At 45.2% G+C, this 24,171-nt stretch carries 20 protein-coding genes; 16 read left to right on the top strand and 4 right to left on the bottom strand.

What is annotated here, in order from left to right:
- Window positions 1–179 precede the first annotated feature (179 nt).
- The 8 genes from VME0621_RS02225 to arcC all read left to right on the top strand — a co-directional run bounded on the left by VME0621_RS02225 (window position 180) and on the right by arcC (window position 12,089).
- Window positions 180–3,404 carry a molybdopterin cofactor-binding domain-containing protein gene (locus tag VME0621_RS02225; RefSeq protein ID WP_062459117.1) on the top strand — a complete coding sequence of 1,075 codons (3,225 nt, stop codon included), beginning with the start codon at window positions 180–182 and terminating at the stop codon, window positions 3,402–3,404.
- 12 nt (window positions 3,405–3,416) lie between these two features.
- Window positions 3,417–3,923, top strand: coding sequence for a (2Fe-2S)-binding protein (locus VME0621_RS02220; RefSeq protein WP_062459114.1), 507 nt, complete (start codon window positions 3,417–3,419; stop codon window positions 3,921–3,923).
- 11 nt (window positions 3,924–3,934) lie between these two features.
- On the top strand, window positions 3,935–5,230 hold the full coding sequence (locus tag VME0621_RS02215; RefSeq protein ID WP_062459111.1) for a nucleobase:cation symporter-2 family protein: 1,296 nt from the start codon (window positions 3,935–3,937) through the stop codon (window positions 5,228–5,230).
- 411 nt (window positions 5,231–5,641) lie between these two features.
- A complete protein-coding gene (gene ygeW / locus VME0621_RS02210) occupies window positions 5,642–6,829 on the top strand; it encodes a knotted carbamoyltransferase YgeW (protein ID WP_006073548.1) in 1,188 nt (395 codons plus the stop codon).
- 76 nt (window positions 6,830–6,905) lie between these two features.
- Window positions 6,906–8,108, top strand: coding sequence for a diaminopropionate ammonia-lyase (gene dpaL / locus VME0621_RS02205; protein ID WP_006073546.1), 1,203 nt, complete (start codon window positions 6,906–6,908; stop codon window positions 8,106–8,108).
- Between the two features lie 100 nt (window positions 8,109–8,208).
- The gene (locus VME0621_RS02200) at window positions 8,209–9,429 is read left to right on the top strand and encodes a YgeY family selenium metabolism-linked hydrolase (protein ID WP_062459107.1); all 1,221 of its coding nucleotides are present in this window, start codon (window positions 8,209–8,211) and stop codon (window positions 9,427–9,429) included.
- 187 nt (window positions 9,430–9,616) lie between these two features.
- A complete protein-coding gene (gene hydA, locus VME0621_RS02195; protein WP_062459105.1) occupies window positions 9,617–11,053 on the top strand; it encodes a dihydropyrimidinase in 1,437 nt (478 codons plus the stop codon).
- A gap of 94 nt (window positions 11,054–11,147) precedes the next feature.
- Complete coding sequence (gene arcC / locus VME0621_RS02190; protein ID WP_006073540.1) at window positions 11,148–12,089, top strand: carbamate kinase; 942 nt, start codon at window positions 11,148–11,150, stop codon at window positions 12,087–12,089.
- A gap of 115 nt (window positions 12,090–12,204) precedes the next feature.
- On the opposite strand, the gene VME0621_RS02185 is transcribed toward arcC, so the two are convergent.
- The 4 genes from VME0621_RS02185 to VME0621_RS02170 are packed head-to-tail and all read right to left on the bottom strand — an operon-like array spanning window position 12,205 to window position 15,473.
- Complete coding sequence (locus VME0621_RS02185) at window positions 12,205–12,921, bottom strand: phosphate ABC transporter ATP-binding protein (protein WP_062459102.1); 717 nt, start codon at window positions 12,919–12,921, stop codon at window positions 12,205–12,207.
- 1 nt (window position 12,922) lies between these two features.
- The gene (locus VME0621_RS02180; protein ID WP_062459099.1) at window positions 12,923–13,783 is read right to left on the bottom strand and encodes a PstA family ABC transporter permease; all 861 of its coding nucleotides are present in this window, start codon (window positions 13,781–13,783) and stop codon (window positions 12,923–12,925) included.
- Complete coding sequence (locus VME0621_RS02175; protein WP_062459097.1) at window positions 13,780–14,637, bottom strand: PstC family ABC transporter permease; 858 nt, start codon at window positions 14,635–14,637, stop codon at window positions 13,780–13,782. The genes VME0621_RS02180 and VME0621_RS02175 overlap by 4 nt, the downstream gene beginning before the upstream one ends.
- A 2-nt stretch (window positions 14,638–14,639) precedes the next feature.
- Complete coding sequence (locus tag VME0621_RS02170; protein WP_062459094.1) at window positions 14,640–15,473, bottom strand: phosphate ABC transporter substrate-binding protein; 834 nt, start codon at window positions 15,471–15,473, stop codon at window positions 14,640–14,642.
- A gap of 283 nt (window positions 15,474–15,756) precedes the next feature.
- Between VME0621_RS02170 and VME0621_RS02165 the strand changes: the two genes are divergently transcribed.
- From VME0621_RS02165 to VME0621_RS02130, 8 genes are all read left to right on the top strand, one after another.
- Window positions 15,757–16,152: an ASCH domain-containing protein gene (locus tag VME0621_RS02165; protein ID WP_062459091.1), complete on the top strand. Its 396-nt coding sequence runs from the start codon at window positions 15,757–15,759 to the stop codon at window positions 16,150–16,152.
- A gap of 154 nt (window positions 16,153–16,306) precedes the next feature.
- Window positions 16,307–18,805, top strand: coding sequence for a hybrid sensor histidine kinase/response regulator (locus VME0621_RS02160; protein WP_062459088.1), 2,499 nt, complete (start codon window positions 16,307–16,309; stop codon window positions 18,803–18,805).
- A 210-nt stretch (window positions 18,806–19,015) separates the two neighbouring features.
- The gene (locus VME0621_RS02155) at window positions 19,016–20,128 is read left to right on the top strand and encodes an NADH:flavin oxidoreductase (RefSeq protein ID WP_062459085.1); all 1,113 of its coding nucleotides are present in this window, start codon (window positions 19,016–19,018) and stop codon (window positions 20,126–20,128) included.
- Between the two features lie 261 nt (window positions 20,129–20,389).
- Window positions 20,390–21,034 carry a M91 family zinc metallopeptidase gene (locus VME0621_RS02150; RefSeq protein ID WP_006073522.1) on the top strand — a complete coding sequence of 215 codons (645 nt, stop codon included), beginning with the start codon at window positions 20,390–20,392 and terminating at the stop codon, window positions 21,032–21,034.
- Window positions 21,035–21,222: 188 nt separating this feature from the next.
- Window positions 21,223–22,065 carry a histidinol-phosphatase gene (locus VME0621_RS02145; protein ID WP_062459083.1) on the top strand — a complete coding sequence of 281 codons (843 nt, stop codon included), beginning with the start codon at window positions 21,223–21,225 and terminating at the stop codon, window positions 22,063–22,065.
- Window positions 22,066–22,244: 179 nt separating this feature from the next.
- Window positions 22,245–22,508 (top strand): hypothetical protein, encoded by a 264-nt coding sequence (locus tag VME0621_RS02140; RefSeq protein ID WP_062459082.1) that lies wholly within the window; start codon window positions 22,245–22,247, stop codon window positions 22,506–22,508.
- A gap of 169 nt (window positions 22,509–22,677) precedes the next feature.
- Window positions 22,678–22,908, top strand: coding sequence for a hypothetical protein (locus VME0621_RS02135; protein ID WP_006073518.1), 231 nt, complete (start codon window positions 22,678–22,680; stop codon window positions 22,906–22,908).
- Window positions 22,909–23,133: 225 nt separating this feature from the next.
- Window positions 23,134–24,099 carry a type I restriction enzyme HsdR N-terminal domain-containing protein gene (locus tag VME0621_RS02130; protein ID WP_062459080.1) on the top strand — a complete coding sequence of 322 codons (966 nt, stop codon included), beginning with the start codon at window positions 23,134–23,136 and terminating at the stop codon, window positions 24,097–24,099.
- The last annotated feature ends 72 nt before the right edge of the window (window positions 24,100–24,171 follow it).

Genomic DNA, 24,171 nt, shown 5'->3' with positions numbered 1-24,171 from the left:
CACAGTTTTTTAGGTAGTTCATTTTTAACAAGAATATTTATGCTGACGATTGACTTTATGAAATTAATGGCTTGATAAATGCTTTGATCTAGCTTTCCGGCACGCCTGCTTTACTGCTCTATTTCGTGGTCGTGCCGCGAATCGTGATGCACACCTCATTCAACCAAGAGGGAGTTATTATGAATGAAGCTGGCTTAGGCAGCAGAATGCCTCGAGTAGATGGACGAGCCAAAGTAGAAGGTACGGCAGTTTACGGCGACGATGTTCACATATCGGGTTCTCTTCACGGAGTTTGCCGTTACACAGATATACCTGCGGGTAGAATTCTTTCTTTAGATACCTCGGACGCAATGAAAGTCCCTGGAGTCGAACGAATCATTACTTATGACGATATTCCAGGAGATCCCAAAGTAGGGGTGATCATTCGAGACTTTTACCCTATATGTCAGGAATGGGTACGTTTTAGTGGTGATGTTATTGCACTCGTTATCGCAGACAGTTATGAGACTGCTTGTGAAGCAAGTGAAAAGATCCGAGTCGAATATGAACCATTTCAGCCCGTTACTGATCCAGAGTCAGCGTTAGAAAGTGATGCAAGACTGATTCATCCGGATAAAGATTCTAATGTCGTTAACACTCACCACACCGTTAAAGGTGATGCAGATAAGGCCATTGCGAAGGCCGATGTGGTTATCGAACACACCTATCAAACGCACTATCAAGAACATGGCTATATTGAGCCAGAATCAATAACCACTTATCTAGACCCCAATAATAACGAGCTGACTATCGTTGGTTCGATTCAAAACCCTCATAGAGTAAGAAGCTTTGTCGCCGGTTTCCTTGGTATTCCGCAAGCAACAATCAACGTGAAGCGTTCTGTGCTTGGTGGTTCGTTTGGTGGTAAAGATGACACCATTGATCATCTTGCTTGTCGTGCGGCGCTATCCACTTACCTTACTAAACGCGCAGTCAAGTTCTCCTATAACAGAGAGCAGTCACTTATCGAAAGTACCAAGCGTCATCCATACACTATGCGCTACAAAGTAGGCGTATCGCGTGAGGGTAAAATTGAAGGGATTAAAATCAACATTATCGCGGATGCTGGTGCCTACGCGACTTGTACGCCGTTTGTAACTTGGCGCTCTTCAGTTCAAGCCGCGGGTCCGTACGATATTGACCATGTTCGAGTAGACGTAACAGGGGTTTACACCAACAACAGCGTATCGGGTGCAATGCGTGGTTTTGGTTCTCCTCAGATTATCTTCGCTCACGAATCCTTGATGGATGAGATAGCACTAACATGCGATATCGACCCAATTACGGTGCGTGAACGCAATGTTCTGAAACAAGGCTCTTTGAGCATGACAGGACAGTGTTTTGATCAGCATACGGTTTCGGCATCAGAAGTGTTGAAAACCGCAGCAGAAAAATCTCAGTTCTATGAGCGTATGGCGGAAATGAACGCTAAGAACAACGTCAATTCACCCATCAAATACGGTATTGGTTTAGCACTTAGTTATCGTGGCTGCTCTTTAGGCGCGGAAGGTGCGGATAACTCCACCGCGTTGTTATCGTTAAATGCAGACAGCAGTCTAAATATCTCAACCGGTGTGTGCGAAAACGGACAAGGCCTGCAAACTACCATGGCGATGATAGCGGGCGAAGTGTTAGGTGTGCCTTTGGATATGGTGCGTTTCTCAGAATCGCCAACCAGCCTAATCGCTGACGGCGGACCAACCGTTGCATCTCGCGCCACAATGACAGGCGGTAATGCGGTGAAACTCGGCGCAGAAACCATCCGAGCTCGTTTGTTTGATACCATAAAATCCGACCTCAAAGTCACGCGAATTGAAGATACCACATGGCGAAACGGTCAGATTAAATCGAACTTACAGTCTGATATTCAAGTGCCACTGCAAGAGGCGATTTCACGTTGTCGTCAGCAAGGGATTAACCTTGCGGCCTATGGTTGGTTCGATCCACCGCCGATTCACTGGGATGAAGAGAAGGGCACAGGCTCACCATACTTTACGTGGGTTTACGGCTGCCAAGTTGCAGAAGTAAAAGTAGACACCTCAACCGGTAAAGTAGATGTACTTGGGGTAACCGCAGTACACGATGTAGGTAAGGTTATTAACCCTGTCGGTTTTGAAGGCCAAGTAGCGGGCGGTATCGCTCAAGGTATCGGATTCGGTATTTTAGAAGACTACAATATCGAACAGAGCGAAGTGAAATCCGATAACTTCGACACCTACTTAATGCCTACCATCAAAGATATTCCCAACCTCAATATCCACGCGATAGAAAACCCCGACCCAGCAGGCCCTTACGGCGCGAAAAGTATTGGTGAACCTGCCGCAGAGCTCGCAGCTGCTGCCATCGTTAATGCTGTCGCGTTTGCCACTAAAAAACGTCACAGAACGTTACCACTGACACTGGAGCAAGTGTACTTAGGCTACAACCTTAAAAAGCCAGTGCGTCAAAGCGAACTCTTATGCAGCGGTGACAACCATCATCAAGTGAACCGCTTGTGCGATCTCAATGTGACCCGACCTGAAACCTTGGGTGAGGCGTTGTCGTTAATGCAACAAGGTTCAATGACTATCTTAGCGGGTGGTACCGACGTGCTTGTTCAGCATCGTTTGCAAGAAACCGCAGCACCGCTACTCGATATCACGGGCCTCAAAGAGCTAAAAGCCATCACTCACGAAGGTAACAGCATAGTGATTGGTGGTGGTGCATGCATCACTGATGTAGTGGAGCACGAAGAAGTCCGTCACCACTTCCCATTATTAGCAACCGCATGCAAAACCATAGGTTCAACACAAATCAGAAACCGTGCAACGTTAGGTGGCAACATTGCCAATGCAGCACCATGTGCCGACTCAATTCCGCCGTTGATCGCTTACAAGGCAGAAATTGAGCTAGCGTCTGAAAAACAAGTGAGACGTTTACCTATAGCTGAGCTTCTTAAAGGCGGTTATCGCACGGACATTCAACCAGATGAGCTACTGAGCAAGATCATTCTAACGATTCCAGATAAACCATTTGAGCTAACCGAATACGTTCAACTAGGACGTCGTAATGCACTGAACATCACGCGTTTGAGCTTGAGCTGTTTGATGAATGTCGAACAGGGCATAGTCAAAGAATGTCGCCTCGTTGATGGCGCACTATTTAGCTACCCACGACGCTTGTATCAAGTAGAAGAAGTATTGTGTGAAACCACGTTAGACGAGCAGGTTATTGGCCGTGCTATCAGCGTGCTATCAGACATTATCGAAACAGAAATTGGTGGACGTTGGTCAGCGGCGTACAAACAGCCTGTTTATCTGAACATGTTCCGAGAGCTTATGTCGGAAATCCAAACCAAACTGTCAGATGGCCAGTCGTTAGCATAGGAGTGCATTTCAATGGTTAAAGAAACAAAACAAATATCGCTAACGGTGAATGGCGGCGTGTATAACCTCGAAGTCACGGGTAATACACGGCTACTCGACATGTTAAGAGAGCAATTGTCACTTACTGGCACGAAAGAAGGGTGTGCGGTAGGTGAGTGCGGTGCATGCACCGTGATTAAAGATGGCAAGCCGGTTTGTTCTTGTCTGGCACTAGCTGTTCAGTGCGAAGGCAGTGAAATCGTCACCATTGAAGGGTTAAGAAAGGATCCACTGGGAGTGGTTCTTATGGATGAGTTTTTGACCACCGGAGGAACACAGTGTGGTTTTTGTACACCGGGCATGATCATCAGTGCTTGGGCGTTGCTAAAACGCTATCCAAACCCGACTGAAGAAGAAATTCGTGATGCTCTGGAAGGCAACCTGTGCCGATGCACTGGTTATCAGCCGATTGTAGAAGCAATTAGGCGCGCCACAGAGTTTTGCAACATTCCTCAATCTCAAGTAGAGCACAGCCTATAAAAGGAAGCAGTATGGAACTCCTCTATGAATTAGACGAAAAACCCCCGTATGGCGTTACCTTATTTCTCGCAATACAGCACATGTTGGCATCAATAGGAGGTATTGTCGCAGTGCCGCTTATTGCGGGTAGTGCAATTGGCTTGCCGCCACAAGACATTGTCACGCTAATCAGCGCGTCATTGCTAGTGTCTGGTTTGGTCACTATTGTGCAATGTATTGGTTTTAAGCAAATCGGAATCCGGCTCCCCGTCGTTATGGGGTCGAGTTTCGCCTTTATTGGCAGCATTATCGCCATTGGCAAAACTGAAGGGTTGGATGCAGTGCTTGGAGCCGCATTTGTAGGGTCATTTCTAGTGGTAGGTTCAAGCTTTTATATGAGCCATATTCGCAAGCTATTCCCTAACATTGTTAGTGGTGTGGTTGTAACCTTGATTGGTTTGACTATTTTACCTGTAGCAATGAACTGGATTGGTGATGCCCCTCAAGGTCACCCAGAGTTCGCGACGTTGCCGAAAATATTCTTGGCAGCCGCATCGTTAGCCGTGGTGATAGGCGTATCAGTGTTCTGTAAAGGCGTTGTCGCCGCATCGAGTATCATCATTGGGTTAGCCGCAGGTTATATGATGGCTATTCCACTTGGTATGGTCGATGTCACTCAAATTGGCGAAGCGAATTGGGTGGCAGCTCCTATGCCTCTGCACTTTGGGATGAGCTTTTCCATCCCAGCTATTATTACCATGAGTTTGGTCTATTTGGTGGTAGTTGCAGAAGCAACAGGAGACTTTATGGCACTGGCGAGCAACTGTCGTGTTGAGCTGAAAGGGAATGACTTGAAAAAAGGACTGTTGGCCGATGGTTTAGGCAGTACCTTTGGCTCGTTCTTCTCAGCCATGCCAGTGGCTAGTTTCAGTCAGAACGTTGGTATCGTCGGTATTAGTGGAGTCGCTAGCCGCTTTGTTGTCGCAGTGACAGGCTGTTTGTTGGTACTTGGTGGTCTGTTCCCTAAATTTGCAGCATTAGCGGTGACGGTGCCAAAACCTGTGCTTGGTGGTGTTGGTTTCGTTATGTTCGGTATGATTGCTTACGCGGGTATTCGAATGCTAATGAAAGCCACTGATTCTCGACGCAATGCGATCGTGGTTTGTGTGGCGTTAGCATCAGGTTTAGCGGTTACCTACGAGCCTAATCTGCTGCGTCATTTCCCAGAGAGTTTAAAACTTGTTTTCCACTCTGGCATCACCACGGGCACCCTAGCTGCCGTTACGCTAAACCTTATCCTTCCTAAGTCAAAAGCCATCAAAGAATAATCCTTCTAAGACACTCTTCTCGCCCTGAGAAGAGTGTCTATCACCCAATATCAATATGATACTCACCCTTTTACTATCGCTATCAATTTGGTTTCGGTGCTCTAATCAGACTGATAGTTGAGGCTGTCATCGTTTTCATCCCTTCCATTGTCAAACGACGAACCCTTATAAGACGGGGCTTTCAAAGAAATTTCATTCTTTTTTATTTGATACGAATTATTGGCACAGAACTTGGAATATAAGAACCAGTGACAGAAATCTGAAGGCCAGACGATCGGCCAGTTAGGAGTAAATACAAATACAAACAAGAGGGCAAATACGCTTTGTTAGCCTGTTAAATATAAATAGCATGCGAATATTATCTTGAGTTGTATTTTTTATAGTTAATCTAGATGGATAATGGGATAGCAAATGAAAAATATGAATGAACTGATTAAAGAAATTTCTCAACTAGAATCAAAACTTCACGATAAAGACTTTCTATTAACGTGGGAGCAAAGCCCAGAAGAATTAGAAAGAGTATTAAAAACTGCACAAGTACTAAAAACCATGCGTGGTGAAAATATCGCCACTAATGTATTTAAAAACGGCCTAGGCATTTCCTTATTTAGAGACAACTCGACTCGTACTCGCTTTTCTTATGCTTCCGCTATCAACATGTTAGGCCTAGCGCAACAAGATCTTGATGAAGGTAAATCTCAAATCGCTCACGGTGAGACAGTTCGTGAAACTGCGAACATGATTTCTTTCTGTGCTGATGCGATTGGTATTCGTGATGACATGTACTTAGGTGCTGGTAATGCTTACATGCGTGAAGTAGGTGAAGCGTTAGATGATGGTGTTAAAGAAGGCGTACTTCCTCATCGTCCAGCATTGGTTAACCTACAGTGTGATATCGACCACCCAACACAGTCTATGGCTGACCTAGCATGGTTGGAAGAGCACTTCGGTGGCTTAGACCAACTTAAAGGCAAGAAGATTGCGATGACTTGGGCGTACTCGCCAAGTTACGGTAAGCCTCTATCTGTGCCACAAGGCATCATCGGCCTTATGAGCCGTTTCGGTATGGATGTCGTGCTAGCACACCCTGAAGGTTATGACCTAATTCCTGAAGTTGTTGAAGAAGCGAAGAAAAACGCACAAGAGTCTGGCGGTAGCTTCACTCAAGTAACTTCTATGGAAGAAGCATTCAAAGATGCAGACATCGTTTATCCAAAATCTTGGGCACCTTACAAAGTTATGGGCGAGCGTACTGACCTGCTACGCGCTAATGACCATGATGGACTAAAAGAGCTTGAGAAAGCGTGCTTGGCACAAAACGCACAGCACAAAGACTGGCACTGTACTGAAGAGATGATGAAGCTAACTAAAGGCGGTGAAGCGTTGTACATGCACTGTCTACCTGCAGATATCACAGGCGTGTCTTGTGAAGAAGGTGAAGTAGAAGAGTCTGTATTCGAGAAGTACCGCATTGCAACTTATAAAGAAGCAAGTTGGAAGCCGTATATTATCGCGGCAATGATTCTGAACAGAAAATATCAAGATGTCGCAGGCGTTCTTGATGAGCTACTAAATGAATCAGAAAAAAGAGTTAAATAAAGTACTCCCGTAATATTACACCTCGCCTTTATTCCTTCGAAGGCGAGCGTGTAAATGGATTAAATAAGGTATCGCTATGTCAAAGTTGAATTTTAATATTCATATTGCCGATAACCAGCATTTTAATGGACGCCTCTCCGATCAGTTTTCCATCAGTGAAGCCGAAAAAGCGCGCCGATTTCATTTGCAATTAGATGGCTATCAACCAACACCTCTTCACAATCTAACCCACCTTGCAAAAGAGTTTGGTGTGAAGAACATTCTTGTTAAAGACGAAGCGTATCGCTTTGACCTAAACGCATTCAAAATGTTAGGCGGCGTTTACGCTATCGCACGACTCTTGTGTGATGAATACAAGATGGACATCGACGGTTTCAATTTCGAAACTTTCAAAACTCAAATCAAAACCAAAATGACCTTCGCAACGGCTACTGATGGTAACCACGGTCGTGGTGTCGCTTGGGCGGCGAATCAACTGGGTCAAAACGCAGTTGTCTACATGCCAAAAGGCGCAGCTGATGAGCGCGTTAACAACATTCGTGCCCTTGGCGCAGAGTGCATTGTTACTGACATGAATTACGACGATACCGTAAGACTAGCCATCAAAACCGCTAACGAGCATGGCTGGAAAGTGGTTCAAGACACGGCGTGGGAAGGCTATACCGAGATCCCAACGTGGATCATGCAAGGTTATAGCACCTTGGCAGTGGAAGCCGTTGAACAAATGGTTGAGCTAGGTCTGGATAAACCGACGCACGTGTTCTTACAAGCGGGTGTAGGCGCAATGGCTGGTGGCGTATTGGGCTATCTGGCTGAATATTGTGGCCCAGGTCAGCTTCGCTCAGTCGTTGTTGAACCAAACCAAGCAGACTGTATTTATCGTTCAGGTATTGCTGAGACTGGCGACATGGTCAACGTAGATGGCGATCTCGCCACCATCATGGTTGGTCTAGCTTGTGGCGAACCAAACCCATTGGGATGGGAAGTGCTTAAAAACTGTGCCACTCAGTTTGTTTCCTGCGAAGACCGTGTAGCAGCGTTTGGTATGCGCGTATTGGGTAACCCGCTAAGTGGTGACCCAGCGGTTATCTCTGGTGAGTCCGGTGCGGTTGGTTTAGGTCTATTGGCAGCGGTGGAATACAGCCGTGAAAAAGAGAGCCTAAAAGAGCATTTAGCGCTCAATAAAGATTCTGTTGTTTTGGTTATTAACACCGAAGGCGACACAGATCCTGTGCACTATCGCGAAGTCGTTTGGCAAGGTAAGCACGCGACAATCTAAAACAACGCAGAAAAAGTGACAAAGAAAGATTAGTAATTTCAAGCATTAACATTCCCGGTGGGGCAAGGCTCCATTGGGAACAGAATTTGGAGTAGTAACAATGACTGTAAGTATCCCTTTTGCAACCGTATTGGAAAAAGCGCAAGAATACAAAGCTGATATGTCTCGTTTCCTTCGCGATATGATTGCGATTCCAAGCGAAAGTTGCGACGAAGAAAAAGTCGTTCTTCGCATCAAAGAAGAAATGGAAAAAGTAGGTTTTGACCGCGTCGACATCGACCCAATGGGTAACGTATTAGGTTGGATTGGTAACGGTCCTACACTGATCGCAATGGACGCACACATCGATACAGTAGGTGTGGGTAACCTAGACAACTGGAACTTCGACCCATACGAAGGTATGGAAGACGATGAAGTTATCGGTGGTCGTGGTGCATCAGACCAAGAAGGCGGCATGGCGTCTATGGTTTATGCAGGTAAGATCATCAAAGACTTGGGCCTAGAAGACGAGTACACATTGCTTGTGACTGGTACGGTTCAAGAAGAAGATTGTGACGGCCTATGCTGGCAGTACATCATTGAAGAAAGCGATATTCGCCCTGAATTCGTTGTGTCTACTGAGCCTACTGATTGCCAAATTTACCGTGGTCAACGTGGCCGTATGGAAATCCGCGTAGACGTGTCTGGTATCAGCTGCCACGGCTCTGCACCTGAGCGTGGTGATAACGCTATCTTCAAAATGGGCCACATTCTTAACGATATCGAGAAATTGGCTGGCAACCTTGGCGACGACCCATTCTTGGGTAAAGGTACGCTAACTGTGTCTGAAGTGTTCTTTACTTCTCCAAGCCGCTGTGCGGTAGCAGATAGCTGTGCAGTATCTATCGATAGACGTATCACTTGGGGTGAAACTTGGGAAGGCGCAATCGAAGAGATTCAAAACCTACCTGCAGTTCAGAAGTATGGCGCGAAAGTATCTATGTACAACTATGACCGTCCTGCATACACCGGTTTGGTCTACCCAACAGAGTGCTACTTCCCAGCATGGAAGATCGACGAAGACCACATTGCAACTAAGACTCTAGAAGCATCTTACGAGCTACTATTCGACAAAAAACCACTTGTCGACAAATGGACGTTCTCTACTAACGGCGTATCTATCATGGGTCGTTACGGCATTCCAGTTATCGGCTTTGGCCCAGGTAAAGAGCCAGAAGCTCATGCGCCAAACGAAAAGACTTGGAAAGAGCATTTGGTGACTTGTGCAGCAATGTACGCGGTTATCCCTCAAATGTATCTAGAGAAAAAACGCAGCCAATAAGGTAGTACCACGCGCTAACACATTGAGTTGTAGCAGTTAGCGCGTGACGACTCACGTCGTTCTCCATCCTAGAGTGCCAACTTGTGTCTGCCTGAAGTTGGCGGAGTCCGCTCTAGGATGGGATTTTCCGTCACAGCTTATCGCGACTCCTTTATCTTGATGCGACATGTAACTTTCCGGTGATCTTATGACTTTTGAACAATTCAACAATATCGAATCCCTTCTCGATAATTCATCGTCGCCATTGCTGATTCAAAATGGCACTGTGGTTGACCATGCTGAAATTCGTAAAGCCGATGTTTTGGTCATTGATGGAAAGATTGAGCAAGTCGCTGAAAACCTAAAACCCGTGAGTGAAGATACTCGCGTGGTGGATGCAACAGGGTTGTACGTCATGCCTGGCGGTATTGACGTACATACCCACTTCAACATTGATGCAGGAATCACTCGAAGCTGTGATGACTTTTTTACTGGCACCAGAGCGGCTGCTTGTGGCGGCACGACGATGATCATCGATCATATGGGCTTTGGTCCAAAAGGGTGTGATTTGTTCCATCAATTGGATGTTTACCATGGTTACGCGGCTGATAAAGCGGTCATTGACTACAGTTTCCATGGGGTTATTCAGCACATTGATGACCAGATTTTGGAACAGATGCATGCCATGGTGCATGAGCGCGGCATTCCGAGCTTCAAACTATACCTCACGTACTCTTACAAGCTGGATGATTGTTCGGTCCTTAAAGCGTTAACGCAATTGAAAAAAGTTGGTGCACTGACAACGGTTCACCCAGAGAACGATGCAGCACTGTCACTGAAACGCAAACAGTTTATAGAGCAGGGCAAAGTAGAAGCGAAATATCATGCGCTAAGTCGTCCGCTAGAATGCGAAGCAGAAGCGATAGCAAGAGTGATCAACCTTGCCAAACTTGCTGATTCTGCGCCGCTCTACATCGTCCATCTCTCTAACGGTCTAGGACTGGATTACACCCGCCTCGCAAGAGAGAACAACCAACCAGTGTGGGTTGAAACTTGCCCACAATACTTGGTGTTGAACAATGACCGTTACGAACGTGAAGACGCGCTGAAATACGTGCTTAGTCCACCATTAAGAGACAAAGCGGAAAGCGAAAAGCTTTGGAAAGGTTTAGCGGATGGTTCTATTGATACCGTTGCGACTGATCACTGCTCATTCACGTACGCAGAGCAAAAACAGCTAGGCGCAAAAGATTTTACCAAAACACCAAACGGCATTCCTGGCGTCGAAACTCGTATGCCTCTGATGTTCTCAGAAGGTGTCATAGCCGGACGAATTACCCCCAATCAGTTCGTGTCTCTAACCAGTTATGAGCCTGCCAAATTGTTTGGTCTCTACCCACAAAAAGGCCATCTAGGCTGTGGCGCGGATGCCGATTTGGTGTTGTTTGACCCGAACAAGAAACAAACCATAAGACACGATAGCTTACATGATAATGCAGACTACACGCCTTACGAGTCCATTGCCTGTCAAGGTTGGCCACTCATGACGTTCAGTCGAGGTAAGTTAGTTGCGTACGACGGTGAATTTACCGGAGAAGCGGGGGACGGGCAGTTTATTCACCGTCTGCCTTTCTCAGCAGAATAACGACAGAAACAACTCAAATAACACACGATTTATTACTTATACAGAATGTGGAGGCCGAGCACAGCGAATGATCGGCGTCTTTCAAGGAGTCCCTATGAACGCAAGCAAAACAAACAAAAGCACTGTAGTGGTTGCCCTCGGTGGTAACGCACTATTAAGACGTGGCGATGAGCCAAGTTTCGCTAATCAACTCGACAACATCAAAATTGCCGCCAAAGCAATCGCTGAAATTGCCAAAGAATACCGCGTGGTGATTGTTCACGGTAACGGTCCTCAAGTCGGTCTGTTAGCATTGCAAAACCTAGCGTACGACAAAGTATCACCTTATCCATTGGATGTACTGGGCGCAGAAAGTGAAGGCATGATCGGTTACATGCTAGCTCAAGAGCTACAAAACAAATTGCCTGAAAGAGACGTGACTACGCTACTAACTCGTATCGAAGTCGACTGTGATGACCCAAGTATTTCTGATCCAACTAAGTTTGTGGGTCCAGTTTACGATGAAGCAGAAGGCCGCGCGTTAGCCGAGAAGAACGCATGGACGATGAAGCGTGATGGCGAATACTGGCGTCGAGTGGTGCCTTCACCACTTCCGAAAAACATCATCGACAAACACTCTATTGATACTTTGCTAGAAGCTGGACAAGTTGTCATCGCTTGTGGCGGCGGTGGTATCCCAGTATGTAAATGCGAATCTGGCTTCAAAGGTGTTGAAGGCGTGATTGATAAAGACTTAGCCGCAACCTTGTTAGCGAAACAGCTAGGGGCAGAGAAGCTACTTATCCTAACTGACGCACCAGCTGTGTTCCTAAACTGGGGTAAAGAGAACCAACAAGCACTACGCAGTGTGGGCCCAAGTGAGTTGAAACAATACCAATTCCCGGCAGGTAGCATGGGACCAAAAGTGGATGCGGTTGTCGACTTCGCAGAGTTTGGTGGCAGAGCGTATATCGGTGCACTTGATGAGAGCTTAGATGTACTGGCTGAAAATTGCGGAACTTGTGTATCGCTAGACTTTGAAGCGGTTCCGGCCTAAACGATTTGACTTAACCCACTCAGGCCGTGTTTGTTTTACGGCCTGTTTTTTTTCCTTACTTTTATTCGATACCTTCTTTTTATTCAATACATTAGTTTACTTCGTGACGACCTTGTTAACGTGTGAACACTTTTCCTGATTTAAAATGGCTAACTCGATTAGCCAGCTTTTCCGTTTGTTTGGCTGAGTGAGACACCATGATAATGGTGTAACGCTTGGCTAACTCTACAATCAACGTCTCTATTTGCTGCGCCGTGTGTTTATCTAATGACGCGGTAGGCTCATCAAGTAATAAAATTTCTGGCTCCAAAGCCAACGTTCTCGCCAAACAAAGCCGTTGCTGCTGTCCTCCGGATAGCGAAGCAGCATGATCACTCAAGCGATCACTGACTTCCTCCCAAAGAGCCGCTTGTTTGAGTGCGGCTTGGGCGATTTGATGTGCCTTTTGTCCAGTGACTGAGTTGACTACTCTCAATGGCAGCAACAGGTTATCAATAATCGAGCCCGGCAACAGTTGAGGATGTTGAAATACCATCCCGACTTTTTGCCTAAGTTGGGGAAGTTGGTGTTCAGGCATTTGCTGAACACAGTGCTGAGTATCATTGAGCGTAAGTTTGATATCACCTGTAGTTTTACACTCGGCAAAACAGTCATTGAGGCGATTCAGAGCGCGTAAAAAAGTGGTTTTTCCAGAGCCAGAAGCACCAGTAAGTACATGGATCTGGTGTCGATAAAAATCCATATTGGCGTTGCTGACAACTTGATTGGAGCCAAAGGCGATGGTCAAATTTGAGACTGAACCAGCAAGCTGTGAAGAAGGTTGAAAGCTCATGTTAGGCTCTCCTTATCGATTTACGCTGAGTGAGTCCTGCTAACGAAAACAAGCTGGCAGTTAGACAAAGTAAGGTAAACGCTGCACCGAACGCCATATGTAGTTCAGTCTCACTTTGATATTGCGCACTGTAGTAAAAAATGGTGAAAGGTAGTGCTTCGTAGCGTTCAAAAATACCACCGGGCAATCCAGCGTTGGCAACTGCCCCAGTTAACATAATGACTGCTGTGTCTTCGGCGGCTCTGCCTATGGCGAGCATAATGCCTCCGATAATGCCGCTTTTCGCTTGTGGTAACAAAACGGTTCGTAACGCCTGCCATTGCGACATCCCCAAAGAAAGAGCTGTGACGTTAAGTGATGACGGAAGAGCTTGTAAAGCCGTTCGTGTAGCAACGGCCAAGTAAGGGATGATTAACATAGCGAGGCATAGTGCGGATAACAGCAAACAAGCATTGGCAGAGGGTAAAAACCAATGCCTTAAAGAGAGAATCAGAGTAAAACCAAATAGCCCCATCAAAATAGACGGAATGCCTGCAAGAATATCGATGCCAATCGCAAGGCAACGTTTTAACAACGAAGGTTTACTCGTCGCGAGCCAAACTCCGGTAGCGAGTCCAGGCAAGAGGGCTAGTGTTAGCGCCAATAAGATGACCGACAGTGTGCCAACGCACGCGGGCCATATACCATCCCAGATAGGTTCTCGACCTAACATGGCGTCAATGGGTGATGCATCACCAAAAAATAGCTCAGTACTTATCGTTGGTGCACCGCGATAAATAATAAAGCCGATAAAAACACTCAAAGCTGCGAGTAACAGCAACGTGCACAGCACACTCCAGAGATGGAATAAGCGAGCTTTCATCCGTTTATTCCTCCATCAGTTGAGTGAGTCAGTTTGCGAATCAGTACAGTAACGCAAACGCTAAGGGTGAGTAGAAGTAGGCCCGCAGCAAACAACGAATTGTACATAGCGCTGCTATTTTCGGTGGCGAGAACCAAGCCAATATGAGCGGTGAGGGTGCGAACAGAATCTAAAATACTTCCTGTGATTTGTGGTGCATTGCCTGCCAACATCAGTGGTAACAGAGTGTCTCCAATCGCTCGGTTAAACCCTAACAAGGCGGCGCTTGCGATGGCGTGCATTGAGTTTGGTACGATGACGTGGGCAATCATTTGACTGTCGGTCATGCCAATTGAACAAGAGGTTAATCGCAACTGCTGCGTCAAGGCTTGAAACCGAGAGTCCAACATCATGATCATGACGGGTAAGATCAGCAGCACCATCATCAACATAACAGCAAGCAAGGAAAAGCCGGAACCACTACGAAAGGTCTCTCTTAATAGTGGCACCAATAAGAAAACCGCGGCTAAACCGTAGACCACAGTCGGAATACCAGCCATTAGCCTAACCAAGCGACGAATCCAAATAGCGATAGGTTGGTAACGGCTATATTGGCAGAAGCTGGCAATGCCAAGAGCAAAAGGGAAGGCAACTAAACTGGCGGTAATGGCAAGGACACCGGAGCCGAATACCATGGGTAAAATGCCATAGTGTCCTTGATCCGGTTGCCATTGAAGAGAAAAGACGGCGACGCTTGGGTCAGTAACAACAGGTAATGCAAACCAAAACAGAAAGCCAAACAATAATGACATCAAAACGAGCACTACCATCACTAGTGAAAGTAGTACCCGCTCAGGTGCAACCAAATGGCGCATAGTTAAAGCTTGCTTAATGGGATATAACCAGATGCGCTGATGTACTCTGCGCCTTGAGGACTATAAATAAAGTCAACAAACTCGCTGACTAAACCTTGAGGTTCACCTTTGGTGTTCATATACAATTTGCGAACGATTTTGTATTCGCCAGATGCACAAGCTTCGTTGGTTGGATGGACACCATCGAGCGCAGGGGCTTTCACTGTGTCATCGATGTAACCAACGCTGCTATAGCCAATGGCGCCAGGGTCACGAGCAATGGCGGTTTTCATGGCACCATTTGATGGGATAACGTTGGCGTTGGTTACGATAGCAGTACTGTTGAGCATTTTCTTAAAGAATACCGCACGTGTGCCACTGGCTTCATCGCGGGTAAATAGATTAATAGAACGGTCTTCACCACCCAGCGCATTCCAGTTGGTGATTTTTCCAGAATAAATGTCGATAACTTGCTGTTGGGTTAGATCTTTAACGGGGTTCTCTGGATTAACGATGATAGCCACACCATCTATCGCAAAAGGAAATGTGACCAAACCCTGCTCAGCTTCACTAGGTTTTAATGCGCGACCGGTGTTGCCGATATCAACCAAACCTTTGGCAACTTGCTGTGCCCCAACACCAGAACCACCTCCAGCAATGGTGATACGAATATCAGGGTTGGATTTCATAATCGCGCGCGATGCGAGTTTCATTACGGGAATATGTGCGGTGCCGCCCGCAATATTAATGGTGCCTGATTGGCCAGCAAATGTATCGGTATCTGCGGCCTGACTAATGACTGGAATAAAGCACAGACTACAGGCTAAAAGTCTGATGAAACCAGTTTTAAAACGCATAACTACTCCTTTGTCTTAATCGAAAACATAAGGGACGAATCACGGAATGTATTCGGTGTAAATCATGTCAAATTAACCAATCTAGATTACGCCTAATCATTTTCGGAAACTATGTGAGTGCTAGACAGAAATGACGATTAGTGTTTGATTTAAATCATAAATGTTTATGATTTCAGGTTGGTTTGGACTCTCTTCGAGAAATGTTTTGATAAGGAGGGATAGCTTTCAATAACAACACCTTCTATCTTAACGTTACAAGACCGAAAGACAGTATGAGAGACCAATGACTGAATACCCATTAGAGATTTATCAAGCGCCGTTAGACGCTATACGTTCTGGTGTTAAGAAAGTTGAGATTCGAACCAATAATAGCTATGAAGCGATTGAATACGACAAACTAATACCGGGAGACAGAATCGCATTTCAGGTGATTTCTGGTCCTCCTTTTGTCGGTTTGGATGTCATTAAACCGAATGCATTAACCGTAGAAGTGGTGGAAGTGCGCCAGTATCCCGACCCTAAAGCACTGCTAATGAATGAAGGTATGCAGGTCCTCTCTAAGCTATGCGATACCATTGAAGAAGGGGTCGATATGCTCTATAGCTTCCATGAGTATAAAGAGATGATTCCAAAACATGGCATCTTTGCTATTGAGATTCGCATTGTAGAAGGTGAATAAAATCAATCTCTGAGAACAAGGAAACTGAGTTGTGAGGCTCAGTTTTTTTATTTTTAATTCATACTATTAGTCGCTAATTCGGCGTCGATTTTCTAACATTCTGAATTTCCTATCCTAGACTACAAATAATTGCCTCAATAGTGATAGGTCGATTATGTCCAGACTCAATCGATGGTTCGATAATATTTCAGTAGCCAAGAAGCTGTTATTGAGCTTCTCTGTGCCTGTCTTATTGATGTTTGTTGTTTCTGTCGCTGTGTTTCAAAACACTCAATCTATGGTGGAAGACGCACGTTGGGTAGAGCACACTCATAAAGCAATTGGTCGTGCTCAAGAACTACTGAGCCTGACCGTTGATATGGAAACAGGTAAACGTGGTTTTCTGCTAACTGGGGATGAGATCTTTTTAGAGCCATTTCATTTGTCTCTAGAGGTATGGGATGAAAAAATCACCACGTTATCGAGGCAAGTGAGTGATAATCCCAGCCAGGTTGAACGACTGACACGAATCGACAATATTCACAACACTTGGCTAAGAGAAGTTGCCGATAAGGTGATTATTCAACGACGTTTGGTGGAAAGCAGCCTTGCTTCAATGGAGACTATTCATGATATTGCCCTGCAGAAAGAGGGCAAGCGGCTGATCGATGAGATGCGTGCAGAATTTGCAACGTTTATTCGGGTAGAAGAAGAGCTCATCACCATACGCAGTATGGCGTCGTCCAAGTCAGCGAATCAAACATCACTGGTGCTGTTTTTTGGAACCTTGTTCGCAGCCATCATCTCACTCACTGTCGCGGTTTGGAGTGCCAAACGAGTAAAACAACGCATGGATACGCTAATCAGTGCCACTCGACAGGTAACTGAAGGCCAGCTTCAGAATGGGTTAGAGACATTGAATCGAAGTCGTCACTTGAAAGGCATTGATGAGTTTGCCATGTTAACGGCGAGCTTTAGGGATATGACCTTTAATCTGCTTAAAAACGACCAGCAGATGAAAGAGTATACCCAGCAGTTGCGTTCCGAGAGTGAGCGAGCAGAGGCGGCAGCCAAAGCGAAGAGCGAGTTCTTATCAACCATGAGTCATGAAATTAGAACGCCAATGAATGGTGTGATAGGCATGACAAACTTACTACTCGATACCAAACTTGATGAGCAACAAGTAAGAATGACTGAAACCACCAAAAATAGTGCCGAGTCATTACTTTCCATTATTAACGACATACTCGATTTCTCAAAAATAGAAGCAGGTAAGATTGACTTAGAGTTGATTGATTTTGACTTGGGTGAAGTGGTCGAGGATGTTGGAGCTATGCTCTATTTTGCGGCTGAACAGAAAGGGATTCAGCTTGTTTGCCCGGCTACACCTGTGATGGATCTCTGTTATCGCGGTGACCCTGGTCGTATTCGCCAAGTGCTCAACAACTTGGTCAGTAATGCGATCAAGTTTACCGAAGACGGAGAGGTGGCGGTGTACGTGACCGTGGATGAAAAACGACTCACCGACAGTGTACTGAGATTCGAAATACGCGATACCGGTATTGGCATTAGTGAAGAGCAGCAACGAAAGCTGTTCTCGCGTTTCTCGCAAGCAGACAGTTCTACTACTCGAAAATATGGTGGGACAGGTTTAGGGCTGTCCATCAGTAAACGTTTAACAGAAATCATGGGCGGTGAAATTGGTGTCACCAGTGTGGCAGGTAAAGGCTCTACTTTCTGGTTTACGGTTTGTCTTGAAAACTCGTCCAAACAGTCGGTAGTCTACCTACCAACCGGTGATCTTAAAAAGCAACGTATTCTTATTGTCGATGACAATACAACCAACTGTAGTCTGCTAGAGAAGATCTTTACTCGTTGGGAAATACCGTATCAAGTCGCCAATAGCGGCAGTGAAGCGTTGGAGGTGCTAGCTCAGAATCATAAACAGAATCAATCTTTTACTATTGCGATTCTGGACTATCAAATGCCAAATATGGATGGAGTGGAGTTAGCCAAACGTATCCAAGAAATTAAAGATTATGACGATACTCGTCTTGTAATGTTTTCATCAGTAGTGCAACGAGGCGATGCGAAGAAAATGCAGAAGGCAGGCTTTAGTGGCTACCTCACCAAGCCTATGCAACAAGCTGATCTAATGAGTGTTTTGGAAAAAGTCTCGGGCTTGAGCCGTGCTGATTCGAACGAGACTTTCGTTACACGCCACACGCCAGCCAAGAAAAAACAGTACAACGCTAAAATACTCATTGTTGACGACGTCACTACAAATCAGGTGGTATTACAGTCTCTGTTGTCGAAATTTGGTATTAAAGTGGATAAAGCGAAAAACGGCCTCGAGGCTCTGGCCGCACTAAGATCCGCTGTTAACTATGATCTTGTGTATATGGACTGCCAAATGCCAGAAATGGACGGCTATGAGGCGACGAGGGAGATAAGAAACACCAACAATATCAATATCAACCATTCAATTCCCGTTGTCGCGATGACAGCTAACGCACTACAAGGCGACCGAGAAAAATGCTTAGAAGCAGGGATGGATGACTATATTTCTAAACCCATTAACGCAAAAGCACTTGGTGAGTCGCTGGAACGATGGATATCTCATTGTCAGATAGGCGACGATGATTCCAAATCAGAAAATCGCACTAGTGCTTAGCGTGACAATGTCACAAAAAAGAGTCAGTCAGGCCGTTGTTTATGGCTGGCTGACTTTTTAGTTTCTATTCCAATGAAGTAATCAAACATTCCATTGATTGCACGCCAATATATTAATCTAGATTAAGTTTTACCTCGTCCATTCTCTGTATTATCGCGCCTCGCTTTAGATACCAATAATAAGCATAACAATACCTTGAGGAGATTGGAGTTGAGCCACTTGTTCACAGAGAGTCGTATCGGCAATTTAGTGCTGAAAAACCGCTTCATGCGAAGTGCAACTTGGGAAAATATGGCGACAGAAGACGGTCATATGACTGACAAGCTTTACGCCATCTATGAAGAACTTGCCCAAGGTGAGGTTGGTCTAATTGTGACTGGCTATGCCAACATCGTAAAAGAAGAAAAACCCAATGCAGGCATGATGGGGATGTACGATGACTCTTTTATCGACGAGTACCAGAAGCTGACCGATTTGGTTCATCAGCATGATTCGAAGATTGTAATGCAGTTGGCTTACGGCGGCACGAAAACCGCGTTTAACGTTGGTGAAAGGGTGATCTTTGCGCCGAGTGATATCCCTGAAATGGGTACGCAAACACAAGGCAAAGCCATGACCAAAGCAGAGATTGACTACATTATTGATGCCTTTGCTAAAGCAACGTTAAGAGCGCAACAGTCAGGTTTTGATGGGGTAGAACTGCATGCCGCGCATACCTATCTGATTAACCAGTTCCTGAGCCCGTACTATAACCGTCGCGATGATGAATATGGCGGTAGCTTAGAAAACCGCATGCGATTCTTAGTTGAAATCTATCAAGCATGCCGCGAGCAAGTTGGGGATGACTTCCCGATTTTGGTGAAACTAACAGCCACTGAGTTTTTTGAAGGCGGTTTAACGTTCGACGAAACGCGAGTGGTATGTAAAACGCTTGAAGCGATGGGCGTTGATGCGCTGGTTATCTCGGGCAATATCCACGGTAAAGCTAACACTATGGTTGGCGAAACTCACGATGGTTATACCATTCAAGAGGAAGGCTACTTTCACGAATACGGTCATGCGATCAGCCAAGAAGTGAACGTACCTGTGATTACGGTTGGTGGTTTGACGGATATTGCTGCGATTGAATCCATTGCAGAAAGTACTGGTATTGAGTACTTTGCACTTTCACGCCCATTGTTGTCAGAGCCTAAGTTGATAAAGCGTTGGAAACAGGGTGATCGAGCGCCAGTAGAGTGTGAGCGCTGCTCAAAATGTCGTACTAAGCGCGGTAACTTCTGTGTGGTGAATAAGGAAAGAAAAGTTGCGCTTGCCGCTATGTAATCTTACCGCTACGTAACGTCGCTATTTGCTAACCAAGTCGCTGTGTAAACTTAGCCCCAAACAGAATTAGCGTATAGGAGCCAGAATGCCACTGGCTCTTGTCGATATACCAATCTTCATGATCTAGCACGAAAAATTCCATTTTATGCCTACAACCTTTGAATAGTGACTACACTAAGTATTAACTCAATACGATCATCGCAATGATCGGTTCAGGATGAACATTGAGTGAGTAGTCGAGTATTCAAATAGAGGTAAGCTATGGCATTAATTACGCAAGTACTTAATAACTTCCCCGGATTCGCTGTTCAGTACGATCCAAGCAAAAATCCCTTTTTTCGACCAATCATGGAAGAGAACCTCAGAAAACTTAAACAAGTATCAGCGGGCAAATCACTGCTCTCTGAAATTCAAGCGGCTAAGCCTGCGGCGCGAGGCTCATTCCCTAACAACATCAACGTTATTTGTGTGCCAACACACCTTAACTTCACTCAAAGTGGCTTTAAGCGTGATGTGCTCTATGACAGCGATGGTCAAGCAAACGTAACGGGCATGACTGCGAGTAATCAAGCAAGGTTTGCTCCTCAAGGTTGCCCGTTCTGGATGGCTGGTGGTAGTCATAACTCCGCTGTTAATCAAACCGCAGCCACCAACGCCACTGGCTCAGTGTGTTATATGCATTTCACTAACGTGCAGGTGATGACGCGCAAAGGTGAAAAAGCGGAACCTTATGTCGTGCTTGCTCACGAGCTCATTCACTCGCTCCATTGCCTTCAAGGTACAAAGATGGATGGGAAAGATGAAGAACTCTGGACAACTGGGTTAGGAAAATATTCCAACAATCCAATGAGTGAAAACTGCTTCCGCCGTCAATTTGGCTTAGCGGAGCGTACTCAGTACTTCTAATTCTTTATTGCTAGTCAGTGAGATAAGAGCCGCGGTGTTTACACTGCGGCTTTACTTTTGCGCGCTGGCTCATCATACCCCTTTACAAAATCAACGCTAAACCAAGGCAGTTATCGCTTGCTTGGATGATAACCAGGGTTACTATATCCATAGATAAAATAAGGATTAACGGGTTTGGAGAGTCAACCATGTTACTAAGCAACTACCATATGCATTGTCATTATTGTGATGGGAAAGGAACGCCAAAAGAGATGGTGGATAAAGCCGTATCCCTTGGTTTTAAAACGGTGGGCTTTAGCTCTCACGCCCCTTTGCCTTTCGACAACGATTTCTGCATGTTAGCGGAAAACCTAGAGGCCTACGTTGCCGACATTAAACAGCAAAAAGATCGTTCTTACATTGACGTGTATTTAGGATTAGAAATCGACTTTATAGTCGGTTTGACTGCGCCAAGCGATACGAAGTGGGACGCGTATCCCCTCGACTATAAGATTGGCTCGGTTCATACATTAGACGCCCCAAACGAGCGTTATTCTATGCTAAGCGTGGACGGGCCACACGATGAATTTAAAGTGTTGTTGGATGAAGTGCACAACGGCAGTGCGCGCTCGATGATTGAAGTCTATTACCAGCGCGTTCGAGAGTTATGCGAAGCTGGTGGGTTTGATATTTTAGGCCACTACGATTTGGTCAAAAAGCACAATAAAGCGCTCGCTTTCTTTGATGAACAAGATAGCTGGTACCAAGAGATCGCCATTGCCACACTAGACGCAGTTGCAAAGGCTGGCGTGATATTGGAGGTTAATTATGGTGGTATGCTGCGCGGCGCAACCGACGATGTTTATCCATCTCCTTGGCTACTTAAGCATGCTAAAGCAAAGAATATCCCAGTACAGATTAACGCTGACGCTCACGCGCCTCATCACTTAGGTGTGTATCACGAAAAGTGTCGAGAAATCCTATTAGAAGCGGGGTATCAACAGCAGCGTATCTTACTTGATGGCAAATGGCAGGATGTGTCCATTCTCTAATAGCAGCGCCGCTTTTAAACCTAATTTTAAAGCCTCGATTGTAAAGTATGTTGTAAAGCGGCTTAGCTCACAGTTATTCCTATTCCGTACTCTGTATTTCGGCTTCGTGAACTCACCCCAATTATGTGCAACGCATTGGCGTTAGGATGAACTCAGACGAAAAGTAGAGTGGTGGTTGTATGACACTGTCTAGTAAAAACAAAGCCATAACGGCATTGGTTGTCGTTATGATTTCCGCTGCGCTATTGTGGTTTGAACAATTTGGCGTAGCTCCTTTTCTGACTCTGATTATCGGCTTCTTCACTTTTATCATACAAGTCACGCTACACATTATGGGCTACCACAACGGCGACGTTTTCGAAGCCTATCAAGACGCAGAGCGCACCGAAGCCACCGCACTCACTAATCTCATCAAAAACAAGAAAGACTGTGAAAAGCGTTAGCTAAAATCAGTCCCATCTCACCTATGTACGAATAATCGACATTGGTTGCATATCAATTATGCAACCAAGTTAACAGTATCCTTCGCCACAATTTCATAAAGTAACGCTCATTAACAGACTTTAACAAAATCAACAGCTTGCTCTTGCTAAAAAGAGTGCGGTAGCCGTGATGGAAAAAAGAGAAAACCGTTATTGCAGTGTTTGCGGGAAAAACACTGACCACGTCGTCGTATTGGTACGCAAAGAAAGCCCATTCAAAGAAGACAAAAAGCGTAAACGCAAAGAGTTTTTGACTGGCTTTTTAAAAGGCTGGGCATTTGGCGCATTTCTGGCCTCGATGGACGATTTCTCACGTCATTGTATTTGCGAACAGTGCGGGACTAAGACAATCGAAGACTGACGATAACCATTCACGCGTACTTCGCAGGACTAGAAATCCGTATTTACCTACATTAGGCGGAATAATTCCGCTTTTTCTGTTTAATATGCAACTGTATTTGCATTTTTTGTTGTAGGTGATTGAAAGTTAGGGGTAAGTTTTGCCTTGTGTGGGGAAGTTAGGTGGATTAATTCCGTCTATAAAGCGTTAAGTGTCTGGACGTAAGTTGTAATTGAGGAACACAATTTGAAAGAAATTGATATCGTAGAGCTTCTTATCAAGCAGTTATTGGATTTGGGGTACCCAGCTGAAGCTATACGTAGAGAGGTTCGGATCGAATCAGGACAGAACCTTAATATGATTATTGACCTTGCAGTAGTAGACCTTACGACAAATGAAATACAGGCAATCGTAGAGGTCAAAAGAGGTCGTAAAGCCTTAACATCAGCGGCGAATCAAGTCATTCGATATGCTAAAGCTATATCGTCAAACGTTTTATGCTATGTCTATGTAGGAGATGAAGGCGGCATAGAAATGGCTCAGGTAAACGCAAGTGATGGTTTTGTAACTCCAATTAGCTCTTTCCCAAGCTATGATACACTACTGGCGACATATCATGCGGTATACAATGCAACGAGGAAGCTGAAGAAAACGGCTAAAAATGTTAACTATGCTAAAAATCTATCTAGTGTTATCGCAGGTCTTACTTCAACAGTAACTATAGGCATTATCGCTTCCATGCTTTTTAGCTGGAGTACTGATTCTCCTAAAGTTCTAAACCAGTCAGATCTCACAGAAAGTGTTGTTTTACTCGTAAAAGACTTAGAGGTTCATAAAACAAAGGTAATACAAATATCTAAATCTCTAGATCAAATGAACCAGAAGCTTGATCTAATCTCAGAAGTACCAGAATCGCATGGTTGGAAAATTCAAGCATCTGACCTGACCAATCAGACACAAGAAATAAAAGCAAGCTTGCAAGCATTAGAGAATGCTTTGACCGTAAACCCTGAAAAGGCACTAGCTGTTCCAATTTTGCGTAAAGATCTTGATAACGTAGAGAAAAGCTTAAGATCTGAGCTTCAACAAACTCGAAACGAAATAAATCGAATGTACGACTTAAATAAGTGGTTTATTGGTTTGATGTTTACAATGGCGGTGAGTGTTTTAGGTATAGCTATTAGTAGCTTCTTTAACAGAAACGACACTTAACAAATGCTTCAAGACGGACTGCCAATCTTCGGCGACTCAGGTTTAAGTTGAGTTTAGTGATTACGGTGGTCT

Origin of the sequence: Vibrio mediterranei, assembly GCF_900088415.1 — a bacterium.
In the GTDB taxonomy this organism is placed as follows: domain Bacteria; phylum Pseudomonadota; class Gammaproteobacteria; order Enterobacterales; family Vibrionaceae; genus Vibrio; species Vibrio mediterranei.
Note: the sequence above shows the minus strand (reverse complement) of the source record. Positions and strands in the feature narration are given on the sequence as shown.